Genomic DNA, 19,790 nt, shown 5'->3' with positions numbered 1-19,790 from the left:
GGTTATTTTTTGTGGCATCCCCTCGGGTCATCTTTGATAATGGAGAGATGACCCATGAGGAGGCTCCCCGTGCAAGGCGTACCGGAACAGTTCATTGATGAGAGAGACCACGCGCGCTTTCGCCATCTGGCACAGGTGCCGGGCATCGAACTCTATCACGCGCATATTTCCCGCTATGCCTTTGAGCCTCACACTCACGAAGCCTTCGGAATCGGCACCATTGAAACCGGTGCCGAGCGTTTTCGCTATCGCGGCACCCAGCATCTCGCCCCTGAAAAATCCGTTGTGACCATGAACCCGGACGAGATCCATACAGGTGAATCCGCCACCGAAGACGGCTGGCGCTACCGGATGGTGTACATCGACCCCGACCTGCTGGAAGAGGTTACCGGCCTCCGGCACTGGTGGTTTAGCGATGTAACCCGTTATGACCCGCTGCGCTCGCAGCAAATCGGCAGACTCATTTATGGTTTGTGGCACACGGACGACCCGCTGGCGCAAAAAGGGCTGCTGCTGGATCTGATTGAGACCTTCCAGCCGTTAGCCCACCACGCGCCGGTTATTCACGAAGGGGCACACCGGTTCGAACGGGTGCGTGAGTATCTGCACGATAACTATATGCACGCCCTGACGCTGGACGAGCTGGCCAGCGTGGTCTCGCTGAGCCCGTACCATTTCCAGCGCCAGTTCAAAGCCCATTTTCATGTGACGCCGCATCAGATGCTGATGGCCATCCGCCTGTGGCGCGCCAAGGCGTTCCTCACGCACGGCATGCCCGCAGCAGAAGTCGCCGCCGCAACCGGGCTGACCGACCAGTCGCATTTAACCCGCGCGTTTACCCGCCGCTACGGTATTACCCCCGTGCGCTATCAGAAGCAGGTCGCCCGGCGCTAATGCGCAATCTCATACAATACGCCCCCCCTTTGCCCCGCCTACACTGATCGCAACGTGAATCAATGTGGATGGAAAAATGATTAGTGGTGTGTTGTATGCCCTGCTGGCCGGGATGATGTGGGGGCTGATTTTTGTCGGTCCGCTGATCGTGCCCGAATACCCGGCACTGCTGCAGTCGACAGGACGTTATCTGGCGCTGGGGCTGATTGCCCTCCCCCTGGCGTGGCTGGGACGCGCGCGCTTGCGTCAGCTTAGCCGTCAGGACTGGGGCACCGCGCTGGCGCTGACCATGATGGGTAATCTTATCTATTACGTGTGCCTCGCCAGCGCCATTCAGCGTACCGGCGCACCGGTGTCGACCATGATTATTGGCACGCTGCCGGTCGTCATCCCCGTCTTTGCGAACCTGCTCTACAGCCAGCGTGATGGCAAACTGGCGTGGTCAAAAATGGCGCCAGCGCTGATCTGCACCGCCGTGGGTCTGGTATGCGTCAATATTGCCGAACTGCGTCATGGGCGGGTGGACTTCAGCCTCTGGCGTTACGGCTCGGGGATCGGCCTGGCGTTTATTTCTGTCGCATGCTGGGCCTGGTATGCCCTGCGCAATGCGCGCTGGCTGCGGGAGAACCCGGATAAACATCCAATGATGTGGGCAACAGCACAGGCGCTGGTGACGCTGCCGGTCTCACTGGTAGGATATGTTGGGGCGTGTATCTGGTTAAGCCATCAACAGCCGGACTTCACCCAGCCCTTCGGTCCGCGACCGTGGGTCTTTGTCGGGCTGATGATTGCCATTGCCGTGCTCTGCTCCTGGGTGGGCGCGCTGTGCTGGAACATTGCCAGCCAGAAGCTGCCGACGGTGATCTTAGGGCCGCTGATTGTCTTCGAAACCCTGGCCGGGCTGCTGTATACCTTCCTGATGCGCCAGAGCGTGCCGCCGCTGTTAACGGCCTGCGGGATCGCGTTGCTGGTAGTGGGGGTGGTGATGGCCGTTAAAGCGAAGCCGGAAAAACCGAGGGTTGTTCCGGCGTCGGAGATGTGATTTTTGCCGGGTGGCGGCTACGCCTTACCCGGCATGATATTAAAACGTTTCCCAGTTCGCTTCAGACGCAGCCGCGACGGGCTGCGCTTTAGGCACGTAGGTTTTTACCGGTGCCGTTTTGACCGCCTGGTTGCGGATGATTTTAAACACCGCCACCGCATCGTTCAGACGAGCAGCCTGGTCTTCCAGCGCGGCAGCCGCGGCCGCAGACTCTTCCACCAGCGAGGCGTTCTGCTGGGTCACGCGGTCCATCTCGGCTACCGCCTGGCCCACCTGGTCGATACCGCGGCTCTGCTCGTCAGAAGCCGAGGCAATTTCTCCCATGATGTCGGTCACGCGGGTGACCGCATTAACGATCTCAGCCATCGTGGCTCCGGCTTCATTAACCAGCTGCGAGCCGGCGTTTACGCGCTCGCCGGAATCATCGATCAGCGCTTTGATCTCTTTCGCCGCCTGGGCGCTGCGCTGAGCCAGGGTACGCACTTCACCGGCCACCACCGCAAAGCCACGCCCCTGCTCACCTGCTCGCGCCGCTTCCACCGCCGCGTTAAGCGCCAGGATATTAGTCTGGAAGGCAATACCGTCGATCACGTTAGTAATTTGCGCGATTTTACTGGAGCTGGTGGCGATCTCTTCCATTGTACGCACAACGCCTTCGACCACGTTTCCGCCCTTCTTCGCCGTTGAAGAGGCATCCAGCGCCAGACGGGAAGCCTGACGCGCGTTATCGGCGTTCTGCTTCACGGTTGCCGTCAGCTGTTCCATGCTGGCTGCCGTCTCTTCCAGGGAAGCAGCCTGCTGTTCGGTACGGGAAGAGAGATCGTTACTGCCGGCAGAAATTTCACCGGCACCAGTGTAAATGGTATCGGCCCCTTCTCGCACCACGCCCACGGTGTTCGCCAGCGAGGTTTGCATCTCCTGCACGTTGCGCGCCAGGATCGCCATTTCATTGTTACCGTCTGCCTGAATCGGCTGGGTCAAATCCCCTGCCGCAATGGCACGGATATGGTTGATGACCTCTTCCAGCGGCAGCAGCAGTACGCGGCGCATGGCTACCCAGCTGGAAATAATCACCACAATCACCAGCAACATCACCGCAGAGAGGATCCACAGGATGCGCTTGTAATCACTTTCATTATCCTGAATGCCTTTATCTGTCAGCGCGGCCTGCGCTTCACGCCATTCACGATAAACCGTCTGCATCGCGTTTTGTTTTTGCTCCGCATTCTGCTTAAACATATCTTCCAGATTGCCCTGGCTCAGCAGAACGTTCATTTGCGTCAGCGTCGCGGAGTATATGCGGTACTGCTCTTCAAGCCTGTTCGCCAGGTTTTCATCCAGCCCCGGGGTATTCGGCAAGGCATAATATTTATCGTAATGGACCTGCGCTTCCGCCAGCAGGTTTTTCGCCGTGTTCACCAGCTCATTTAACTGCCCGCCGTTAATCTGCGAGGCCATGCTGCTTTGCAGGCGCAGCATCCCGCGGTTCAGGGTGACGCGCGCCTGGTTCAGGCTGATCCACGCGTCGGTAAACTCCGCCACATTTTTGCTGGAAAGCTGCGACACGGTGAAGTTGTCTTTATCGTTATTCAGCGCGTTGATAAAGATACCGGCAGAAATCACTTGCATGATGCCGAGCACAAGCAGCACCGAAATGAGAAGGGTAATGACTTTTATACGTTTAAACATGCGTTGCCTTTGTTATATGCAGGTTTGTCTGACGTGGATCTATCGGCAGGGGCGGCGGGTTGTTTACTGTTTCTCCACTTTTAAAAAGTTTCTAAAGGATTTTCCCGAGCCCATTCAGGGAGTTAAAAGAGCTATTTTTTTGTGATCTGCATCGCATTTATACCCTTCCCTCCTAAGGGTTATAGCATCACCATAAAGATGCATTTAACATGCAATTTATATTATTGATGACGAGGTAACTGCTATGGCCTTTCGCGACCAACCCCTTGGCGAGCTGGCGCTCTCCATTCCTCGCGCTTCTGCGCTGTTCCGTAAATACGATATGGATTACTGCTGCGGCGGTAAGCAAACCCTGGCACGTGCGGCTTCGCGCAAGGCGCTGGACGTTGAGGTGATTGAAGCAGAGCTGGCACGTCTGGCCGAGCAGCCTGTCGACAAGGACTGGCGAGCCGCCCCGCTTGCGGAAATCATTGACCATATCATCAAACGTTACCATGACCGCCACCGTGAACAACTGCCGGAACTGATCCTGCAGGCGACCAAAGTGGAACGCGTTCATGCCGACAAACCTTCCGTACCGCGCGGTCTGGCGAAATACCTGACCCAGCTTCACGAAGAGCTCTCCAGCCACATGATGAAAGAAGAGCAGATCCTCTTCCCGATGATTAAGCAAGGAATGGGAAGCCAGGCGATGGGGCCTATCAGCGTGATGGAAAGCGAGCACGATGACGCGGGTGAACTGCTGGAAGTGATCAAACACACCACCCACAACGTCACCCCGCCACCGGAAGCGTGCACAACGTGGAAAGCGATGTATAACGGCATTAACGAGATGATCGATGACCTGATGGAGCATATCAGTCTGGAGAATAACGTTCTGTTCCCGCGGGCATTAGCGGGGGAATAAAAAAGCCCGGTGCGGCCTGATGCCCTCACCCCGGCCCTCTCCCACTGTACGGTCCGGGGACATAGTGAACGCTTGTTCGGGGACATGGTAGACACTTACAACTAAGGCATAAGAACCCGTTTATGGAGTCGCTTATGCCCTGGGATGCGAGAGATACCATGTCATTACGTACCGAGTTTGTTTTGTTCGCCTCGCAGGACGGGGCGAATATCCGTTCCCTCTGCCGTCGCTTCGGCATTTCACCTGCCACCGGCTACAAGTGGCTTCGTCGCTGGACGGAGGAAGGGGCCTCCGGCCTTCAGGACCGCCCGCGCATACCGCACCATTCCCCGAACCGCTCATCTGACGACATCACTGCCCTGCTGCGCATGGCCCATGACCGTCATCAACGCTGGGGAGCCCGCAAGATTAAACGCTGGCTGGAAGACCAGGGGCACACCATGCCCGCCTTCAGCACCGTTCATACCCTGATGGCCCGTCACGGCCTGCTGCCGGGCACTTCACCGGGCATTCCCGCCACGGGACGGTTCGAACATGACGCGCCCAACCGGCTCTGGCAGATGGATTTTAAGGGTCACTTTCCCTTTGGCGGTGGCCGCTGCCATCCGCTCACTTTGCTGGACGACCACTCCCGTTTTTCCCTGTGCCTGGTGCACTGTAACGATGAACGTTGTGAGACCGTGCAGCAGCAGCTGGTCAGCGTGTTTGAACGCTACGGCCTGCCGGACAGGATGACGATGGATAACGGCTCACCGTGGGGAGACACCACCGGCACCTGGACGGCGCTGGAGCTGTGGCTGATGCGCCAGGGTATCCGGGTGGGGCACTCCCGGCCGTATCATCCGCAGACGCAGGGCAAGCTGGAGCGTTTTCACCGCAGCCTGAAGGCGGAAGTGCTGCAGGGGAAGTGGTTCGCGGACAGCGGTGAACTGCAGCGCGCCTTCGACCACTGGCGGACGGTCTATAACCTTGAACGCCCGCATGAGGCGCTGGATATGGCGGTACCGGGCTCGCGGTATCAGCCGTCATCGCGACGGTACAGCGGCAACACAACGCCCCCGGAATACGACGAGGGCGTGATGGTCAGGAAAGTGGATATCAGCGGAAAGCTGAGCGTGAAAGGGGTAAGTCTGAGCGCGGGTAAAGCGTTCAGGGGAGAGCGGGTCGGACTGAAGGAGACGCAGGAGGATGGCTGCTATGAAGTGTGGTGGTACAGCACGAAAGTGGGGGTGATCGACCTGAAGAAAAAGTCGATCACCATGGGTAAAGGATGTTAAAAAGTGTTCACCATGTCCCCGAACACCTGTCTACCATGTCCCCGGACCGTACACCCACGGGGAGAGGGTGCAAAAACTAAAAACGGCAACCGAAGTTGCCGTTTTGCTTTTACCGTACGCCTGCCATCCGTTTCTTACCGATAAACATCCAGCCCAGCCCCAGCGCGATAAACCACAGCGGCGTGACGATCAGTGCCTGACGGGTATCATCTTCCAGCGTCAGCAGAACCAGTACGAACACGAAGAACGCCATGCACACCCAGCACATCAGCTTGCCCAGCGGCATTTTGTAAATTGATTTTTCATGCAGGTGTGGACGCTGCTTGCGGTACACCAGGTATGAACACAGGATGATGGTCCAGACGAACATGAACAGGATCGCAGAGACCGTGGTGATCATGGTAAACGCGCCAATCACGCTTGGGTTCACATAGAGCATTACCACGCCACCCAGCAGGCACATGCACGAGAAGGTCAGCCCTTTCGCCGGTACCGCACGCTTAGAGAGCTTGGCAAACGCGCTCGGCGCCACGCCTTCCTGCGCCAGACCAAACAGCATACGGCTGGTAGAGAACACGCCGCTGTTGGCCGACGAGGCCGCAGAAGTCAGCACCACGAAGTTAATCAGGCTCGCGGCAGCAGGCAGACCCACCAGCACGAACAGCTCAACGAACGGGCTCTTGCTTGGCACCACTGAACTCCACGGCGTCACAGACATAATGATGATCAGCGCGAAGACGTAGAACATGATGATACGCACCGGAATGGAGTTAATTGCGCGCGGCAGTGATTTTTCCGGATCTTTGGTTTCCGCAGCAGTCGTACCGACAAGCTCAATCCCCACAAAGGCGAACACCGCGATCTGGAAGCCCGCAAAGAAGCCACTGATGCCTTTCGGGAACCAGCCCCCATCATTCCACAGATGGGTGAACGATGCCTGAACACCGGTTGGAGACTGGAAGTGCGTCAGCACCATCACCAGACCCACCACGATGAGTCCGACAATCGCCACGATCTTGATCATCGCGAACCAGAACTCCATCTCACCGAACATTTTAACGGTGGCAAGGTTGAGGCTCAGCAGCAGCACAATGACTGCCAGCGAGGCCACCCAGTCCGACAGTCCCGGGAACCAGAACTGCGCGTAAGCCGTGATCGCCACGACATCCGCCATACCCGTCACAACCCAGCAGAACCAGTAGGTCCAGCCCGTGAAATAGCCTGCCCACGGCCCGAGCAGGTCAGAAGCAAAGTCGCTGAAGGATTTGTATTCGAGGTTCGAGAGCAGCAATTCACCCATTGCACGCATCACGAAGAACAGCATAAAACCGATAATCATATACACAAATATGATTGACGGTCCGGCGAGACTGATGGTTTTGCCTGACCCCATAAACAGCCCGGTACCGATGGCACCCCCAATGGCAATAAGCTGAATATGACGGTTTGTGAGATTGCGCCGTAGCGACTGTTCAGACGACGCCTCTTCGTCGGCGACGACTTTGACCTGATCTACCATGTGATATTTTCCTGTTTATGCCTGTCTGTGTTGTTAAGGCTCTTCTGGCCTTTAAATACGTCAAAAGATGACGTTCCCCGTGTAAGGGCTAATCGATATTAGGTAAGAATCGGCGGGATGAACACTATGATTTAGATATTATGTTAACAATATGTTGAAAGTGAGTGTCATATCACTCATACAGCGCGAAACAGCTCACAAAAATACACGCAACAGTTTCGTTTGCAAGATAAAATATTGATTACGTCGTAACTATAGGTTTTAACACTATTTTCCCCTCCCCAACCGGGGAGAGGAAATAAGAAAAGTCGATTACAGAATTTCCAGCAGCTCGACTTCAAATACCAGGGTGCTGAATGGCGGAATGGACGCGCCAGCGCCACGTTCACCGTAAGCCAGGTTATGCGGGATAGTCAGTTCCCATTTGGAACCGACTGGCATCAGGGTCAGCGCTTCGATCCAGCCCGCGATAACGCCGTTCACCGGGAACTCAGCTGGTTCGCCGCGCGCGACGGAGCTGTCGAAGACGGTACCGTCGATCAGTTTACCGGTGTAGTGGACGCGAACGTGGTCGGTACGCGCCGGGATTGCGCCGTCGCCCTGATTGATCACGCGGAACTGCAGACCGGACTCGGTGCTGTTCACGCCTTCACGCTCACGGTTCTCTTCGAGATATTTCACACCTTCGGCTGCCATCTCTTCAAAGCGCGCACGACGCACGGCGTCAGCACGTTCGTGGATTTCACGCAGCGCACGGTGTACGACATCGACCGGAACGGCAGGCTGTTTGCCTTCCAGCGCGTCAGCGATACCCGCCACCAGCGCTTCTGGTAACAGACCTTCCAGGCCGGATTCGCTCAGTTGCTGTCCTACCTGCAAGCCGATACCGTAACTTGCCTGCGCTTCGATAGTGTCAAAAGTCGGGGTGGTCATGGGTTTTCCTTCCATCACATTTAAAGTAGCGGGCAGCATATCAGCCATGCCCTTATGGGTAAAACTTTGTCTGAAGTTAAGGTGACAAACCGCGACGAAACAGAAACAATAGAGAGAACCAGGATTAATCCCGAACTGATGTCACGGATGTCGGGTTTGCTACGTCGTTCAGGCAGTTAGCAAACTATACTTCGGAGCACAGGATAAAAAAGACGCGGAGCAGGAGGAGTGCCATGCCCGGGCGATTTGAACTGAAACCTACCCTGGCGAAAATCTGGCAGGCGCCGGACAATTTTCGCATCATGGATCCGCTTCCGCCTCTGCATCGCAGAGGGATCATCATTGGCGCGTTGATGATGATCATGGGCTTCCTGCTTCCTTCCGGTGGCGATGATGTCGATACCGCGCCCGTCACCCGCAACGCTCAGCTGGACATTCAGTCGCAAACGCGACCGCAGCCTGACGCACAACCCATGCAGACGCAACTCGTCACCCCGTCGAACGATCCGGGTCAGGTCGCGCCGGTTGAGCCTGAGCCCATTCAGGATGAACAGCCGCAGGAGCAGGCCGCCACCCCGTCTGCGCCACCGGCACAACAACCCACCGGTATTGAACAGCAGTGGCGTTCCTATCGCGTAGAGCCGGGCAAAACCCTGGCACAGCTGTTCCGCGACCACAACCTGCCGCCGACCGACGTCTATGCCATGGCGCAAGTGGAAGGCGCGGGTAAGCCGCTCAGTAACCTGCAGAACGGGCAGATGGTGCAGATTCGCCAGAATGCCAGCGGTGTGGTGACAGGATTAACGATCGATACCGGCAATGGTCAGCAGGTGCTGTTTACTCGCCAGCCTGACGGCAGTTTTATCCGGGCGCGTTAAAAACCGGTTTCATTAAAAAGCAAAACGCCGGCGCAAGGCCGGCGTTTCAACGTGAGCAGAGTAAAAAATTACTCAGCTACAACGTTAACAACCAGTTTAGCGAACACTTCGCTGTGAACCTGGAAGTCAACTTCGTGCTCACCAGTGGTACGCAGAACGCCGTTCGGCAGACGAACTTCGCTCTTAGCCACTTTAACGCCTGCTGCAGTAACTGCATCAGCGATATCGCGGGTACCGATGGAACCGAACAGTTTACCTTCGTCGCCAGCTTTGGAAGCGATGGTAACAGTGCCCAGTGCGTTGATTGCTTCAGCGCGAGCATTAGCAGCCGCCAGAACGTCAGCCAGTTTGGCTTCCAGTTCAGCGCGACGTGCTTCGAAAAACTCTACGTTTTTCTTGGTAGCTGGAACAGCTTTACCCTGTGGAACCAGGAAGTTACGAGCGTAGCCCGCTTTAACGTTTACCTGATCACCCAGGCTGCCCAGGTTTGCTACTTTATCAAGCAGAATAACTTGCATTACCTTATCCTCTTAAAGTCGTATTAATGGACCGTGCCCGATTACTGATGACGATCAGTGTACGGCAGCAGGGACAGGTAGCGAGCGCGTTTGATAGCGCGAGCCAGCTGACGCTGATATTTTGCACGAGTACCGGTGATACGGCTTGGGACAATCTTACCGCTTTCGGTGATGTAGTTTTTCAGCGTTGCGATATCTTTATAGTCGATCTCTTGAACGCCTTCCGCGGTGAAACGGCAGAACTTGCGACGACGGAAATAACGTGCCATATGGCTAGTCTCCAGAATCTATCAAATCAATCTGCTCGGCATGCAGAACCATTTTGCTCAGACCGTTCTTTGCCTTGTGGCAAGAAATGAACCCCTGAACGATTACTGCACTACCGACCGTTAAACTGTGAGTAATGGCCTGGTTTTCGTGTCCGCTAACAATAACGGGCATTTGGCACCACGCCTGCCGGTGAAACCCGGCTTCCTCTTGCACAGAACGATGCTCAAGCACGAACTGGCAATGCGGAATTCCTGATGGACTGACCTTTCGAAGGGGAGCCCTGCATACGATGCCGGACAACGCCAGACGGTTGGTCATCAGAAATTACTCTTCAGAATCCCCAGCATCAGAATCATCTGCGGTTTCGTTTGCGAAATCATCGCGACGCTCACGGCGCTCGTCTTTCGCTTTAACCATCGGAGATGCTTCGGTAACTGCGTGTTTAGTACGCATAACCATGCTGCGGATAACGGCATCGTTGAAGCGGAAGTTAGTTTCCAGCTCATCGATCACTTCCTGCGGCGCTTCAACGTTCATCAGAACGTAGTGAGCTTTGTGCAGTTTGTTGATCGGGTAAGCCAGCTGACGGCGGCCCCAGTCTTCCAGACGGTGGATCGTGCCCGCTGCTGCAGTGATTGCACCAGTGTAGCGCTCGATCATACCCGGAACCTGTTCGCTCTGGTCAGGATGGACCATAAAAACGATTTCGTAATGACGCATCGAATTGCTCCTTACGGATTATTCAGCCTCCTGTCTGGGTCAGCCGAGGCCCGGGGAGGCAAGGAACGTGTTAAAGGTCGGCTGAAAAATTGACGCGTCATAATACTTGCGCGCCCCCGGAAACTCAAGCTGATTGCACAAATAATTCGCACAAAGCGTAAAGCTGGTCTAAGTGGGTGATTTAAAATTAATCGCATCAGGAAGCGGTGTTTTTTTGAACAACTGCATCAGAAATGGTCACGCATCCCCGCCGGATGAGTGATTACACTTTAATCAGAGATCACCTGAATTAAAGAAGGAGCATCCCCCCTCTCACAGCACGCAGTCGTGGAGCGCAAATCATGAAAAAAATCGCATTAGCCATTATGGCGGCGCTTTTGCTCAGTGCAAACGCGATGGCAGCCATCAAAATAGACGGCCGGCAGGCCAGGAACATGGATGATGTGCAAAGCTTGGGCGTAATCTACATTAATCATAATTTCGCCACTGAAAGTGAAGCAGATCAGGCGCTTAATGAAGAAACCGATGCGCAGGGCGCAACCTACTATCACGTCGTTCTGACGCGTGAGCCCGGCAGCAACGGCAATATGCACGCCAGTGCAGATATTTACCGATAACGCTTTAACGCTAGCACCAGGAAAGCCAACAACGAGAACATAGCCATAGTTTACGTTGCCCCCTGCCCGGGGGCTTTTTTTTGTGAATGGCTCTGAAATACCACCGGTTACAACTGTTTTCGGTATTCCAGAGCACTTATTCACTTCTGCCCGTAATAGGCATTCGGGCCGTGCTTTCGCATGAAATGCTTGTTCATCAGGTAATCATCAATGCCCTGAAGCTGCGGGTTGATGCCGCGGGCAATCCACGCCATGCGTGCCACCTCCTCCATCACGACAGCATTATGTACCGCGTCGTGAGCATCTTTTCCCCAGGCGAACGGACCGTGCTGATAGACCACAATACCCGGCGTATGCAACGGTTCAGTTTCACCCAGCGTATCGATAATCACCTTCCCGGTATTGAGTTCGTACTCCCCTTCCACTTCAGCCTGCGTTAACGCTCGGGTGCAGGGTATGTCGCCAAAGAAGTAGTCCGCATGGGTCGTACCCAGCGCCGGAATGGCCAGTCCCGCCTGCGCCCAGGCCGTGGCATGGGTCGAGTGGGTATGCACGACACCGCCCAGTGATGGATAGCGTCGGTACAGCGCCAGATGCGTGGCCGTATCTGAAGAGGGACGCCATTTTCCCTCCACAATCTGTCCGTCGAGATCCACCACCACCATATCGTCAACGGTCATGGTGTCATACGCTACGCCACTCGGTTTGATCACCACCCGCCCCTTCTCGCGATCGATAGCGCTGACGTTGCCCCAGGTGAACGTAACCAGCCCGTAACGCGGGAGATCCATATTGGCCTCAAAGACCTGCTGTTTGAGCTTAAGCATATTCAGCCTCCAGTAACCCCGCCTGCGCCATGCGCTCGCGTACCCAGTCCCGGGCTTTTGCCACTTCCGCGGCCGGGTCGTCCGACGTTTCACTCCACATCTCAATCAGATACGGTCCGCAGTAGCCGGTCTGCCTGAGCGTCTGGAAGCACCGTTCAAAATCCACCACCCCGGTGCCGAACGGAACATTTTTGAATACGCCAGGACGGGTATCTTTGACGTGAACCGCCACGATATGCCCGATACCCGCCTGCAGCTCCATTTGTACGTCGTTATCCCACGCCGACAGATTGCCGATATCAGGATAGAGCTGAAACCACGGGTTGTTCAGGTAGTGCGCGTAGCCCAGCGCCTTACTGATGGAGTTCATCAACGGATAATCCATGATCTCCATCGCCAGCGTCACCTGCGCGCGGCTGGCCATCTCGACGCTCTCTTTCAGGCCGTCACGAAAACGACGGCGCGTTTCATCATTGGCTTCCTGGTAGTAAACGTCATACCCGGCGAGCTGAATCACGCGAATGCCAACATCCTGCGCAAAACGAATGGCTTTACGCATGATCGCCAGCCCCTGCGCACGCACAGCATCATCTTCGCTGCCAAGCGGAAAACGACGGTGGGCGCTGAGGCACATGGAAGGCACGCGCACGCCCGTTTCCGCGATAGCGCTCACCAGCGCCAGACGCTGTTCGCGGCTCCAGTCGAGGCGAGAGAGACGCGCGTCCGTCTCATCCACTGACATTTCGACAAAATCGAAATCCAGCTGTTTTGCCAGCTGCAACCGCTCCAGCCAGCACTCCCCCGCAGGGAGTGCCTTTTCATAGATGCCAAGCGGGACCTGTTTTGACAACATACCCGCTCCTTAGCCCCAAAGCTGAGCGATTGAGCGTTTGAACTGACGCGCAGCTTCCACCGGAGAGGCCGCATCACGAATGCTACGCCCCGCAATAAAGACGTGAATCGGGATGCCCTTGAACAGCGGCAGATCTTCCAGCGCCAGACCACCGGTAACGGTCACTTTAAAGCCCATATCCGCCAGGCGTTTAATCGCATTGATATCCGCATCGCTCCACGCCACGCCTGCGGCCTGGGCATCACGGCTGCGGTGATAAACCACCTGCTGAATGCCAGCCTCGCGCCACGCCTGTGCCTGCTCCCAGGTCCAGAAACCGGTCAGCTCGATCTGCACATCGCCGTTGAACTCTTTTGCCACGTCCAGCGCACCTTTCGCGGTGTTGATATCCGCACAGCAGATCACGGTGACCCAGTCGGCGTTAGCTTCAAAGCACATGCGGGAGAGAATTTTTCCGGCGTCAGCAATTTTGGCATCCGCCAGCACGATTTTGTGTGGATAGAGCGCTTTCAGGTCGCGAACGGCGCGAACGCCCTCGCCTACGCACAGAATGGTGCCCACTTCGATGATGTCCACTTCTTCGGCGATCAGACGGGTGGTTTCGTAAGCGTGGGACAACGTCTGGTTATCCAGCGCAACCTGCAACATCGGTAATGACATATTCAATTCCTCTTAAACGGCCGCCGCAGTGGCGTTATCAATTAAATCCAGAACGTCCTGCGCAGCGCGGCAGGCGCGTAAACGGTCAAAATTCGCTTCGTCATCAAACAGATTAACGATCTGCATGATGCCGACCTCCTGATGGGTGTTGGCATCCACGGCCGCCATGGTGATCAGAATGTCGACCGGGTCGTTATCTTCATGGTTAAACACCAGCGGCGTTTTCAGCGTCACCAGCGCGAAGCCGGTTTTCTTCACGCCCTCTTCCGGACGGCCATGCGGCATGGCCAGGCCTGGCGCAATGACAAAGTAAGGGCCGTGCTGCGCCACGCCATCAAGAATGGCCTGGTAATAACGCGGCTCGACCACGTCAGCCTTAACCAGTAAGTCCACGCTCAGCTTGACCGCTTCCTGCCAGGTGCTAGCCTCAGCCTGTAAAAGGATCGAGTTATTCTCCGCCAGCGAATCACGTAGTTTCATTGGGCGTCCTTACTTCACGTCTTGGGGGAAGTGTTCTTTGATCACGTCCAGCAGCTTGGGGCCGAAATCTGCTGGCGACAGCATGTTGCGGACGCCCACCACATATTTATTGCCCGTCACGGTAATTTCACCGGCGATATGGGTAGAGGCGATGATGATATCCGCGCCGTTCAGCTCGCTTTTGTATTCGCCCACTGCACAGCTGTTTACCGTGTGGTCAATGTTGGACTGGGTTAAAAACTGGTCCACTTTCATCTTCATGATCATAGAGCTACCTTGCCCATTGCCACAGACAGCCAGGATACGTACGGTCATAATCGAAACTCCTTAATGAGCAGAAACTTCTGCTGTTTGTTTTTCCGCATCTTCTTCAGCGCGCAGCGCGCGACCCGCGAAGAACATATAAGCCAAAGCAATCAGGATAATGATGGCCATAAAGACCAGTCCGACGGAGGCGAAGCCCTGCATCATCGGTGGGGCCAGAATTGACCAGTCCGCCATGCCCATCCAGGCGCTCATACCGGTGAGCTTGACCGCCCACACGCATCCGAAGATTTCCACCATGCCCATCACCAGGCAGATCTTGAGCGCTGCGCGCCAGCCGCCAAAGTGGTTCGCAAAGACGCCAATGGTGGCGTTGGAGAAGAACATCGGGATAAAGCCAGGAATGATCAGAATGGATGAGCCGCAGCCCACCAGGATGCCCACCGCAATCAGCTGGCCGATGGTGCCCCACATAAAGCCCCAGACTACCGCGTTCGGCGCGAAGCTGTAGATAGCGGCGCAGTCGATGGCCAGCACCGCGCCGGGAATCAGACGCTGGGAGATCCCGTTGAAGGCTTCGGAGAGCTCAGCAACGAACATACGGACGCCCTGAGTAATGATGAAAATCGCCACCGCGAAGGAGAAACCGGTCTGCAGGATATAGACCGTCCAGTGGGTTTTCCCCGCCATCGCCTGCACCACGTCAATACCGAAGGAGAGCAGAATGGCCCCGAAGAAAATGGTCATCACAATGGCGGTTGAGACGATGTTGTCGTGGAAAATATTCAGCCAGCCCGGCAGCTTAAGATCTTCAACGCTGTCCTCTTTTTTACCGAGGTATGGAGCAACTTTGTAAGCAATCCAGGAAGCAAACTGCTGCTGATGGCCGATGGAGAAGCCACAGCCGTCAGTGACGTCTTGCGTCGGCTTGTACATCATGTTGGAGGTGATCCCCCAGTAGAGCGATACCAGCACGGCCGTGCAGATAATCGTGGTCCACATGGGGTAACCGAAGATATAGAGAGACACCGCGATCAGCCCCGCCTGCTGGAACATGATGTGCCCCGTCAGCATGATGGTGCGAATACCGGTAATGCGGCGCAGCAGAACGTAAAGGATATTCAGCGCCAGCGCGAGCAGAACCGCGTAACCCACCCAGCTGTAGGCATCCCCCATACGATCGATGGTGGCCATCATTGAGGCATAGGTATCAGAGATCGCGCCGTTGATACCATACACTTCCGACATTTTCGCCACGACCGGCTTAAAGGTGCTGGTCAGGATGCCAGACCCTGCCTGCAACAGCATGAAGCCGATAATGGTCTTAATCGTGCCTTTGATAATCACGCTCACGCTTTTACGCAGCAGGATATAACCCAGGCACGTCACAATCCCCAGCAGCAGCGGGGCGTTAGTCATTACCTGATTAAAGAAAACGGTAAAGACGTTGTAGAGGATCTCCATAACTCTCTCCAGCAATGAGAACACAAGGGGCAATCCCTGTGAGGTTGGTGTCATCACTCTATTAATCACAAATAATCACCACAAGATTGCATTTGATTATTTGTGACGTATCCCGCAAATTATTTCCATGCAGTTAGTAATGGCTTTTTCATTCGCATCGAAAAATCAAATTAACCCATATAATTCAATCGATTAATTTTTATCACGAACTCGTTTAACAAGGTGAAAGCGGCAAAACCGTGAAGTAGAACAGATAAAGTTCCGCATTTTCACCATTGCAAAGTGCGTAAAAGGATGCCAGCATTAATCACAACAAATCACAATATGATTACTTTTGATTAAAGCAGGAGTGAAAACGATGAGTAAAGTGAACACCATCACCCGTGAATCATGGATTCTGAGCACCTTCCCGGAATGGGGTAGCTGGCTGAATGAAGAGATCGAGCAGGAAAACGTGGCTCCTGGTACCTTTGCAATGTGGTGGTTGGGTTGCACCGGCATCTGGCTGAAATCAGAGGGTGGCGCGAATATCTGTGTCGATTTCTGGTGCGGCACGGGCAAACAGAGCCACGGCAACCCGCTGATGAAAAAAGGGCATCAGATGCAGCGCATGGCGGGTGTCGAAAAACTACAGCCGAACCTGCGTACGACACCGTTTGTGCTTGATCCCTTTGCGATTCGCCAGATCGATGCCGTGCTCTCCACTCACGATCATAACGATCATATCGACGTCAACGTGGCGGCAGCTGTGATGCAAAACTGCCCTGACAACGTGCCGTTTATCGGGCCGCAGACCTGCGTGGATTTATGGGTCGGCTGGGGAGTGCCAAAAGAGCGTTGCATCGTGATGAAGCCAGGCGACGTGGTGAAAATCAAAGACATTGAAATCCATGCGCTGGATGCCTTTGACCGTACCGCATTGATTACCCTGCCAGCCGATCAAAAGGCCGCGGGCGTTTTGCCAGACGGTATGGATGAGCGTGCAGTCAACTATCTGTTTAAAACCCCTGGCGGTTCCCTCTACCACAGCGGTGACTCTCACTACTCTAATTACTATGCGAAGCACGGTAACGAACATCAGATTGATGTGGCGCTGGGCTCCTACGGCGAGAACCCGCGCGGTATTACTGACAAGATGACCAGCGCCGATATGCTGCGCATGGCGGAAGCACTGAACACCAAAGTGGTGATCCCGTTCCACCATGATATCTGGTCGAATTTCCAGGCCGATCCGCAGGAAATCCGCGTATTGTGGGAGATGAAGAAAGATCGCCTGAAGTATGGCTTCAAGCCGTTCATCTGGCAGGTCGGCGGCAAATTCACCTGGCCGCTGGACAAAGATAATCTCGAATATCACTACCCGCGTGGTTTCGATGATTGCTTCACCATTGAGCCTGACCTGCCATTCAAGTCCTTCCTCTGATTGTGCAGCCGCCTCGCCAGACAGGATGCCTGGCGAGGCCATATTTCTTTTAGTATTTTCAGGCTATTTCAAATATTATCTTTTCAAATCAATTCTTATCGGAATAGCTCATGACGGAAGCGCAACGGCATCAAATTCTCCTGGAACTCCTGGCGCAAACAGGGTTCGTCACCGTCGAGAAAGTGATCGAACGTTTAGGGATCTCCCCGGCAACGGCGCGGCGGGATATCAACAAGCTGGACGAAAGCGGCAAACTGAAAAAAGTCCGCAACGGGGCAGAGGCCATCAGCCAGCAGCGCCCTCGCTGGACCCCGATGAATATCCATCAGGCACAAAATCATGATGAAAAAGTGCGAATTGCCAGAGCCGCGTCACAGCTGGTGAATCCCGGCGAGAGTGTGGTCATCAACTGCGGCTCCACGGCGTTTCTGCTGGGTCGCGAAATGTGCGGCAAGCCGGTGCAAATCATCACTAACTACTTACCGCTCGCTAACTATCTGATCGATCAGGAGCACGAGAGCGTGGTGATCATGGGCGGTCAGTACAACAAGAGTCAGTCCATTACGCTCAGCCCGCAGGACAGCGAAAACAGTCTCTATGCCGGACACTGGATGTTTACCAGCGGCAAAGGCCTGACCGCGGATGGCCTGTATAAAACCGATATGTTGACCGCCATGGCGGAACAAAACATGCTCAACGTCGTGGGCAAGCTCGTGGTGCTGGTCGACAGCAGCAAAGTGGGCGAGCGCGCAGGGATGTTATTCAGCCGCGCCGAACAGATCGACATGGTGATCACCGGCAAAGGTGCCAACCCGGAAATCCTCCAGAAGCTGGAGGATCAGGGCGTAAAAATCCTGCGCGTTTAAAGGTGCTGGCGGAAAAACGCTACCGTGGCGTCCAGCGCCGTTGGCGTGATGCGGTGGCGGACGCCCGCTTCCCACAGGCACGTCAGATTACCGTCCAGTCCTTCATGCTTTAACGCCTGCTGTAGACGGAAAGTGCCTTCGGGCGGTACCACATCATCCGCATCACCGTGCCACAGCAGCAGCGGGCGATCGGCCAGACGTGGCAATGCCCGGGCCACCTCCCACTCTGCCAGCTTCGCCGTCACTTCCGCGACATCCTGAGGGGGGAAAAGGGTCTTCGCCAGCGACGTAAAATAGCCCGAGCCCATCAGACAGGCGACGGACGTCACGTCAGGATGATGCGTCATAATCCCCAGCGCAGCCATCCCCCCCATCGACGCCCCGGCCACGGCCAGTCGATTGTCGGCCACCAACCCGGCCGCATAAAGCGCATCACGCAACCCGGCAAACTCGGTCAAACTGCCGTGCAGAATGTGCCAGAACCGCCCAAGCCGCGCCTGTTCATCGCCCGTGAAGCGTGCGCCGTGGTCGGGAGCATCCGGCATCACTACCCGAAACCCCGCCTGCGCCAGCGCCACTGCAAAATAACTGTAAACCAGTTTTGATGACGTAAACCCGTGATAGAAAACGACAACCGGTAGCGGTTTATCACGTTTGCCCACGGGCGTGGCGTGTAAAATCTCATGGTCGCCGAGGTGGCGTATTTCAATTTCAATCATTGTCGACCCTCTGCGAATGTATGATTCATAATGTTGAGAACTGGGTTACGCTTTCACGTCATTTTCATTCGAAATATACGTCCCAGCTAACACTTCGGGAACATTCCCCCGCAAACTCAATTCACAGACAACTACACTATGGCTATCAGGAAACGAGATATGGTTATGCGCAGGTTTGCTGCTTTATTGCTGGTGTTTCTGCTCAGTGGCTGTAGCGCGCTGCAGGGTACGCCGCAACCCGCTCCACCGGTCGCCGATCATCCACAGGAGATTCGTCGTAATCAGACGGAAGGATTACAACGAATGGGCACCGTCTCCGCGCTGGTTCGCGGTTCTCCGGATGACGCAGAAGAGGCAATAAAAGCACAAGCCGTCGCCGCCAAAGCAGATTACTACGTCATCATTATGATCGACGAAACCATCATAACGGGACAGTGGTACTCACAGGCTATTTTGTACCGTAAATAATGGTTTTCCTTTGAACGACATTTACACTGCTTTGCGTCCATAGACATTTTCCTGTCCACAATAAACTCCACGACCGCGTCAATGGAAGGGAGTTTATTCGCGAAGGATTGCCCGGCGGATACCGGAGATATGTGAAATGGAGCTGACGATGAAACGAACTCTTGCTTTGACCTCTCTGTTGCTCTCAGCAGGCCTGGTGAGCACAACCGCGCAGTCGGCAGAATTCGCCAGTGCTGATTGTGTGACTGGTCTGAATGAAATTGGCCAGATCTCCGTGAATAATATCTCGGGGAGCCCGCAGGACGTTGAACGTGTCGTGGCATTAAAGGCCGATGAGCAGGGTGCTTCCTGGTATCGCATCATCCAGATGCAGGAAGATAACCATATTGACCACTGGCGGGTACAGGCCATTCTCTACGTATAATCCCCTCCTGATAAAAGCCACTTATTTTTAGTGGCTTTTCGTTTTTGCAAATTTTTTATCTCTAATAAAACCAATTAA

24 protein-coding genes are annotated in these 19,790 nt (G+C 55.1%); 10 read left to right on the top strand and 14 right to left on the bottom strand.

The window, feature by feature from the left end; all coding sequences use genetic code 11:
* Nucleotides 1-69: 69 nt before the first annotated feature.
* Together SP99_RS02180 and SP99_RS02175 are read left to right on the top strand one after the other, a co-directional pair.
* On the top strand, nucleotides 70-894 hold the full coding sequence (locus SP99_RS02180; RefSeq protein WP_047957607.1) for an AraC family transcriptional regulator: 825 nt from the start codon (nucleotides 70-72) through the stop codon (nucleotides 892-894).
* Between the two features lie 76 nt (nucleotides 895-970).
* The gene (locus tag SP99_RS02175; RefSeq protein ID WP_047957606.1) at nucleotides 971-1,936 is read left to right on the top strand and encodes a DMT family transporter; all 966 of its coding nucleotides are present in this window, start codon (nucleotides 971-973) and stop codon (nucleotides 1,934-1,936) included.
* 39 nt (nucleotides 1,937-1,975) lie between these two features.
* Here the strand turns inward: SP99_RS02175 and SP99_RS02170 are convergent, their stop codons facing one another.
* Nucleotides 1,976-3,625, bottom strand: coding sequence for a methyl-accepting chemotaxis protein (locus tag SP99_RS02170; RefSeq protein ID WP_047957605.1), 1,650 nt, complete (start codon nucleotides 3,623-3,625; stop codon nucleotides 1,976-1,978).
* Between the two features lie 244 nt (nucleotides 3,626-3,869).
* On the opposite strand from SP99_RS02170, the gene ytfE reads away from it, so the two are divergent.
* Both ytfE and SP99_RS02160 read left to right on the top strand, forming a co-directional pair.
* Nucleotides 3,870-4,532: an iron-sulfur cluster repair protein YtfE gene (gene ytfE / locus SP99_RS02165; protein WP_047957604.1), complete on the top strand. Its 663-nt coding sequence runs from the start codon at nucleotides 3,870-3,872 to the stop codon at nucleotides 4,530-4,532.
* A 134-nt stretch (nucleotides 4,533-4,666) separates the two neighbouring features.
* A complete protein-coding gene (locus SP99_RS02160; protein ID WP_047957603.1) occupies nucleotides 4,667-5,809 on the top strand; it encodes an IS481 family transposase in 1,143 nt (380 codons plus the stop codon).
* Between the two features lie 109 nt (nucleotides 5,810-5,918).
* Here SP99_RS02160 and cycA read toward each other — a convergent pair whose 3' ends face one another.
* Both cycA and fklB read right to left on the bottom strand, forming a co-directional pair.
* The gene (gene cycA / locus SP99_RS02155) at nucleotides 5,919-7,328 is read right to left on the bottom strand and encodes a D-serine/D-alanine/glycine transporter (protein WP_047957602.1); all 1,410 of its coding nucleotides are present in this window, start codon (nucleotides 7,326-7,328) and stop codon (nucleotides 5,919-5,921) included.
* Nucleotides 7,329-7,640: 312 nt separating this feature from the next.
* Entirely contained in the window at nucleotides 7,641-8,261 is a 621-nt protein-coding gene (gene fklB / locus SP99_RS02150; protein WP_008502892.1) for a BamJ family beta-barrel-assembly machinery protein, read from the bottom strand.
* Between the two features lie 233 nt (nucleotides 8,262-8,494).
* Between fklB and SP99_RS02145 the strand changes: the two genes are divergently transcribed.
* Nucleotides 8,495-9,139 (top strand): OapA family protein, encoded by a 645-nt coding sequence (locus SP99_RS02145; protein WP_047957601.1) that lies wholly within the window; start codon nucleotides 8,495-8,497, stop codon nucleotides 9,137-9,139.
* 68 nt (nucleotides 9,140-9,207) lie between these two features.
* Here the strand turns inward: SP99_RS02145 and rplI are convergent, their stop codons facing one another.
* The 4 genes from rplI to rpsF are packed head-to-tail and all read right to left on the bottom strand — an operon-like array spanning nucleotide 9,208 to nucleotide 10,647.
* Complete coding sequence (gene rplI, locus SP99_RS02140; RefSeq protein WP_003856039.1) at nucleotides 9,208-9,657, bottom strand: 50S ribosomal protein L9; 450 nt, start codon at nucleotides 9,655-9,657, stop codon at nucleotides 9,208-9,210.
* A gap of 41 nt (nucleotides 9,658-9,698) precedes the next feature.
* Nucleotides 9,699-9,926, bottom strand: a complete 228-nt coding sequence (rpsR, locus tag SP99_RS02135; RefSeq protein ID WP_000135199.1) for a 30S ribosomal protein S18 — start codon at nucleotides 9,924-9,926, stop codon at nucleotides 9,699-9,701.
* 4 nt (nucleotides 9,927-9,930) lie between these two features.
* Nucleotides 9,931-10,245, bottom strand: coding sequence for a primosomal replication protein N (gene priB, locus SP99_RS02130; RefSeq protein ID WP_025758284.1), 315 nt, complete (start codon nucleotides 10,243-10,245; stop codon nucleotides 9,931-9,933).
* Between the two features lie 6 nt (nucleotides 10,246-10,251).
* Nucleotides 10,252-10,647, bottom strand: a complete 396-nt coding sequence (gene rpsF / locus SP99_RS02125; RefSeq protein WP_025758283.1) for a 30S ribosomal protein S6 — start codon at nucleotides 10,645-10,647, stop codon at nucleotides 10,252-10,254.
* A gap of 341 nt (nucleotides 10,648-10,988) precedes the next feature.
* Here rpsF and yjfY point away from each other — a divergent pair, with 341 nt between their 5' ends.
* Complete coding sequence (yjfY, locus tag SP99_RS02120) at nucleotides 10,989-11,264, top strand: DUF1471 family protein YjfY (protein WP_025758282.1); 276 nt, start codon at nucleotides 10,989-10,991, stop codon at nucleotides 11,262-11,264.
* Between the two features lie 140 nt (nucleotides 11,265-11,404).
* Here the strand turns inward: yjfY and SP99_RS02115 are convergent, their stop codons facing one another.
* Genes SP99_RS02115 through ulaA form a run of 6 tightly spaced genes read right to left on the bottom strand, consistent with a single transcriptional unit; the run spans nucleotide 11,405 to nucleotide 15,812 of the window.
* Nucleotides 11,405-12,091: an L-ribulose-5-phosphate 4-epimerase gene (locus SP99_RS02115; RefSeq protein WP_047957600.1), complete on the bottom strand. Its 687-nt coding sequence runs from the start codon at nucleotides 12,089-12,091 to the stop codon at nucleotides 11,405-11,407.
* On the bottom strand, nucleotides 12,084-12,944 hold the full coding sequence (locus SP99_RS02110) for an L-ribulose-5-phosphate 3-epimerase (RefSeq protein ID WP_039265362.1): 861 nt from the start codon (nucleotides 12,942-12,944) through the stop codon (nucleotides 12,084-12,086). The genes SP99_RS02115 and SP99_RS02110 overlap by 8 nt, the downstream gene beginning before the upstream one ends.
* A gap of 9 nt (nucleotides 12,945-12,953) precedes the next feature.
* Nucleotides 12,954-13,604, bottom strand: a complete 651-nt coding sequence (gene ulaD / locus SP99_RS02105; protein ID WP_039265363.1) for a 3-keto-L-gulonate-6-phosphate decarboxylase UlaD — start codon at nucleotides 13,602-13,604, stop codon at nucleotides 12,954-12,956.
* Between the two features lie 12 nt (nucleotides 13,605-13,616).
* Nucleotides 13,617-14,084, bottom strand: a complete 468-nt coding sequence (gene ulaC, locus SP99_RS02100; protein ID WP_047957599.1) for a PTS ascorbate transporter subunit IIA — start codon at nucleotides 14,082-14,084, stop codon at nucleotides 13,617-13,619.
* Nucleotides 14,085-14,093: 9 nt separating this feature from the next.
* On the bottom strand, nucleotides 14,094-14,399 hold the full coding sequence (ulaB, locus tag SP99_RS02095) for a PTS ascorbate transporter subunit IIB (protein WP_039265364.1): 306 nt from the start codon (nucleotides 14,397-14,399) through the stop codon (nucleotides 14,094-14,096).
* 12 nt (nucleotides 14,400-14,411) lie between these two features.
* Nucleotides 14,412-15,812, bottom strand: a complete 1,401-nt coding sequence (gene ulaA / locus SP99_RS02090) for a PTS ascorbate transporter subunit IIC (protein ID WP_047957598.1) — start codon at nucleotides 15,810-15,812, stop codon at nucleotides 14,412-14,414.
* 358 nt (nucleotides 15,813-16,170) lie between these two features.
* Here ulaA and ulaG point away from each other — a divergent pair, with 358 nt between their 5' ends.
* The gene (gene ulaG, locus SP99_RS02085; protein WP_047957597.1) at nucleotides 16,171-17,235 is read left to right on the top strand and encodes an L-ascorbate 6-phosphate lactonase; all 1,065 of its coding nucleotides are present in this window, start codon (nucleotides 16,171-16,173) and stop codon (nucleotides 17,233-17,235) included.
* A gap of 110 nt (nucleotides 17,236-17,345) precedes the next feature.
* On the top strand, nucleotides 17,346-18,101 hold the full coding sequence (ulaR, locus tag SP99_RS02080; RefSeq protein ID WP_045284422.1) for an HTH-type transcriptional regulator UlaR: 756 nt from the start codon (nucleotides 17,346-17,348) through the stop codon (nucleotides 18,099-18,101).
* On the opposite strand, the gene yjfP is transcribed toward ulaR, so the two are convergent.
* Nucleotides 18,098-18,820 (bottom strand): esterase, encoded by a 723-nt coding sequence (gene yjfP, locus SP99_RS02075; RefSeq protein ID WP_047957596.1) that lies wholly within the window; start codon nucleotides 18,818-18,820, stop codon nucleotides 18,098-18,100. The two genes, ulaR and yjfP, sit on opposite strands and share 4 nt — an antisense overlap.
* A 138-nt stretch (nucleotides 18,821-18,958) precedes the next feature.
* Here yjfP and bsmA point away from each other — a divergent pair, with 138 nt between their 5' ends.
* Together bsmA and yjfN are read left to right on the top strand one after the other, a co-directional pair.
* A complete protein-coding gene (bsmA, locus tag SP99_RS02070; RefSeq protein ID WP_025758271.1) occupies nucleotides 18,959-19,288 on the top strand; it encodes a biofilm peroxide resistance protein BsmA in 330 nt (109 codons plus the stop codon).
* A gap of 136 nt (nucleotides 19,289-19,424) precedes the next feature.
* Nucleotides 19,425-19,712 carry a DUF1471 family protease activator YjfN gene (gene yjfN / locus SP99_RS02065; RefSeq protein WP_021240708.1) on the top strand — a complete coding sequence of 96 codons (288 nt, stop codon included), beginning with the start codon at nucleotides 19,425-19,427 and terminating at the stop codon, nucleotides 19,710-19,712.
* Nucleotides 19,713-19,790 lie beyond the last annotated feature (78 nt).

This window comes from Enterobacter sp. BIDMC92 (assembly GCF_001030225.1).
Taxonomy (GTDB): domain Bacteria; phylum Pseudomonadota; class Gammaproteobacteria; order Enterobacterales; family Enterobacteriaceae; genus Enterobacter; species Enterobacter sichuanensis.
Note: the sequence above shows the minus strand (reverse complement) of the source record. Positions and strands in the feature narration are given on the sequence as shown.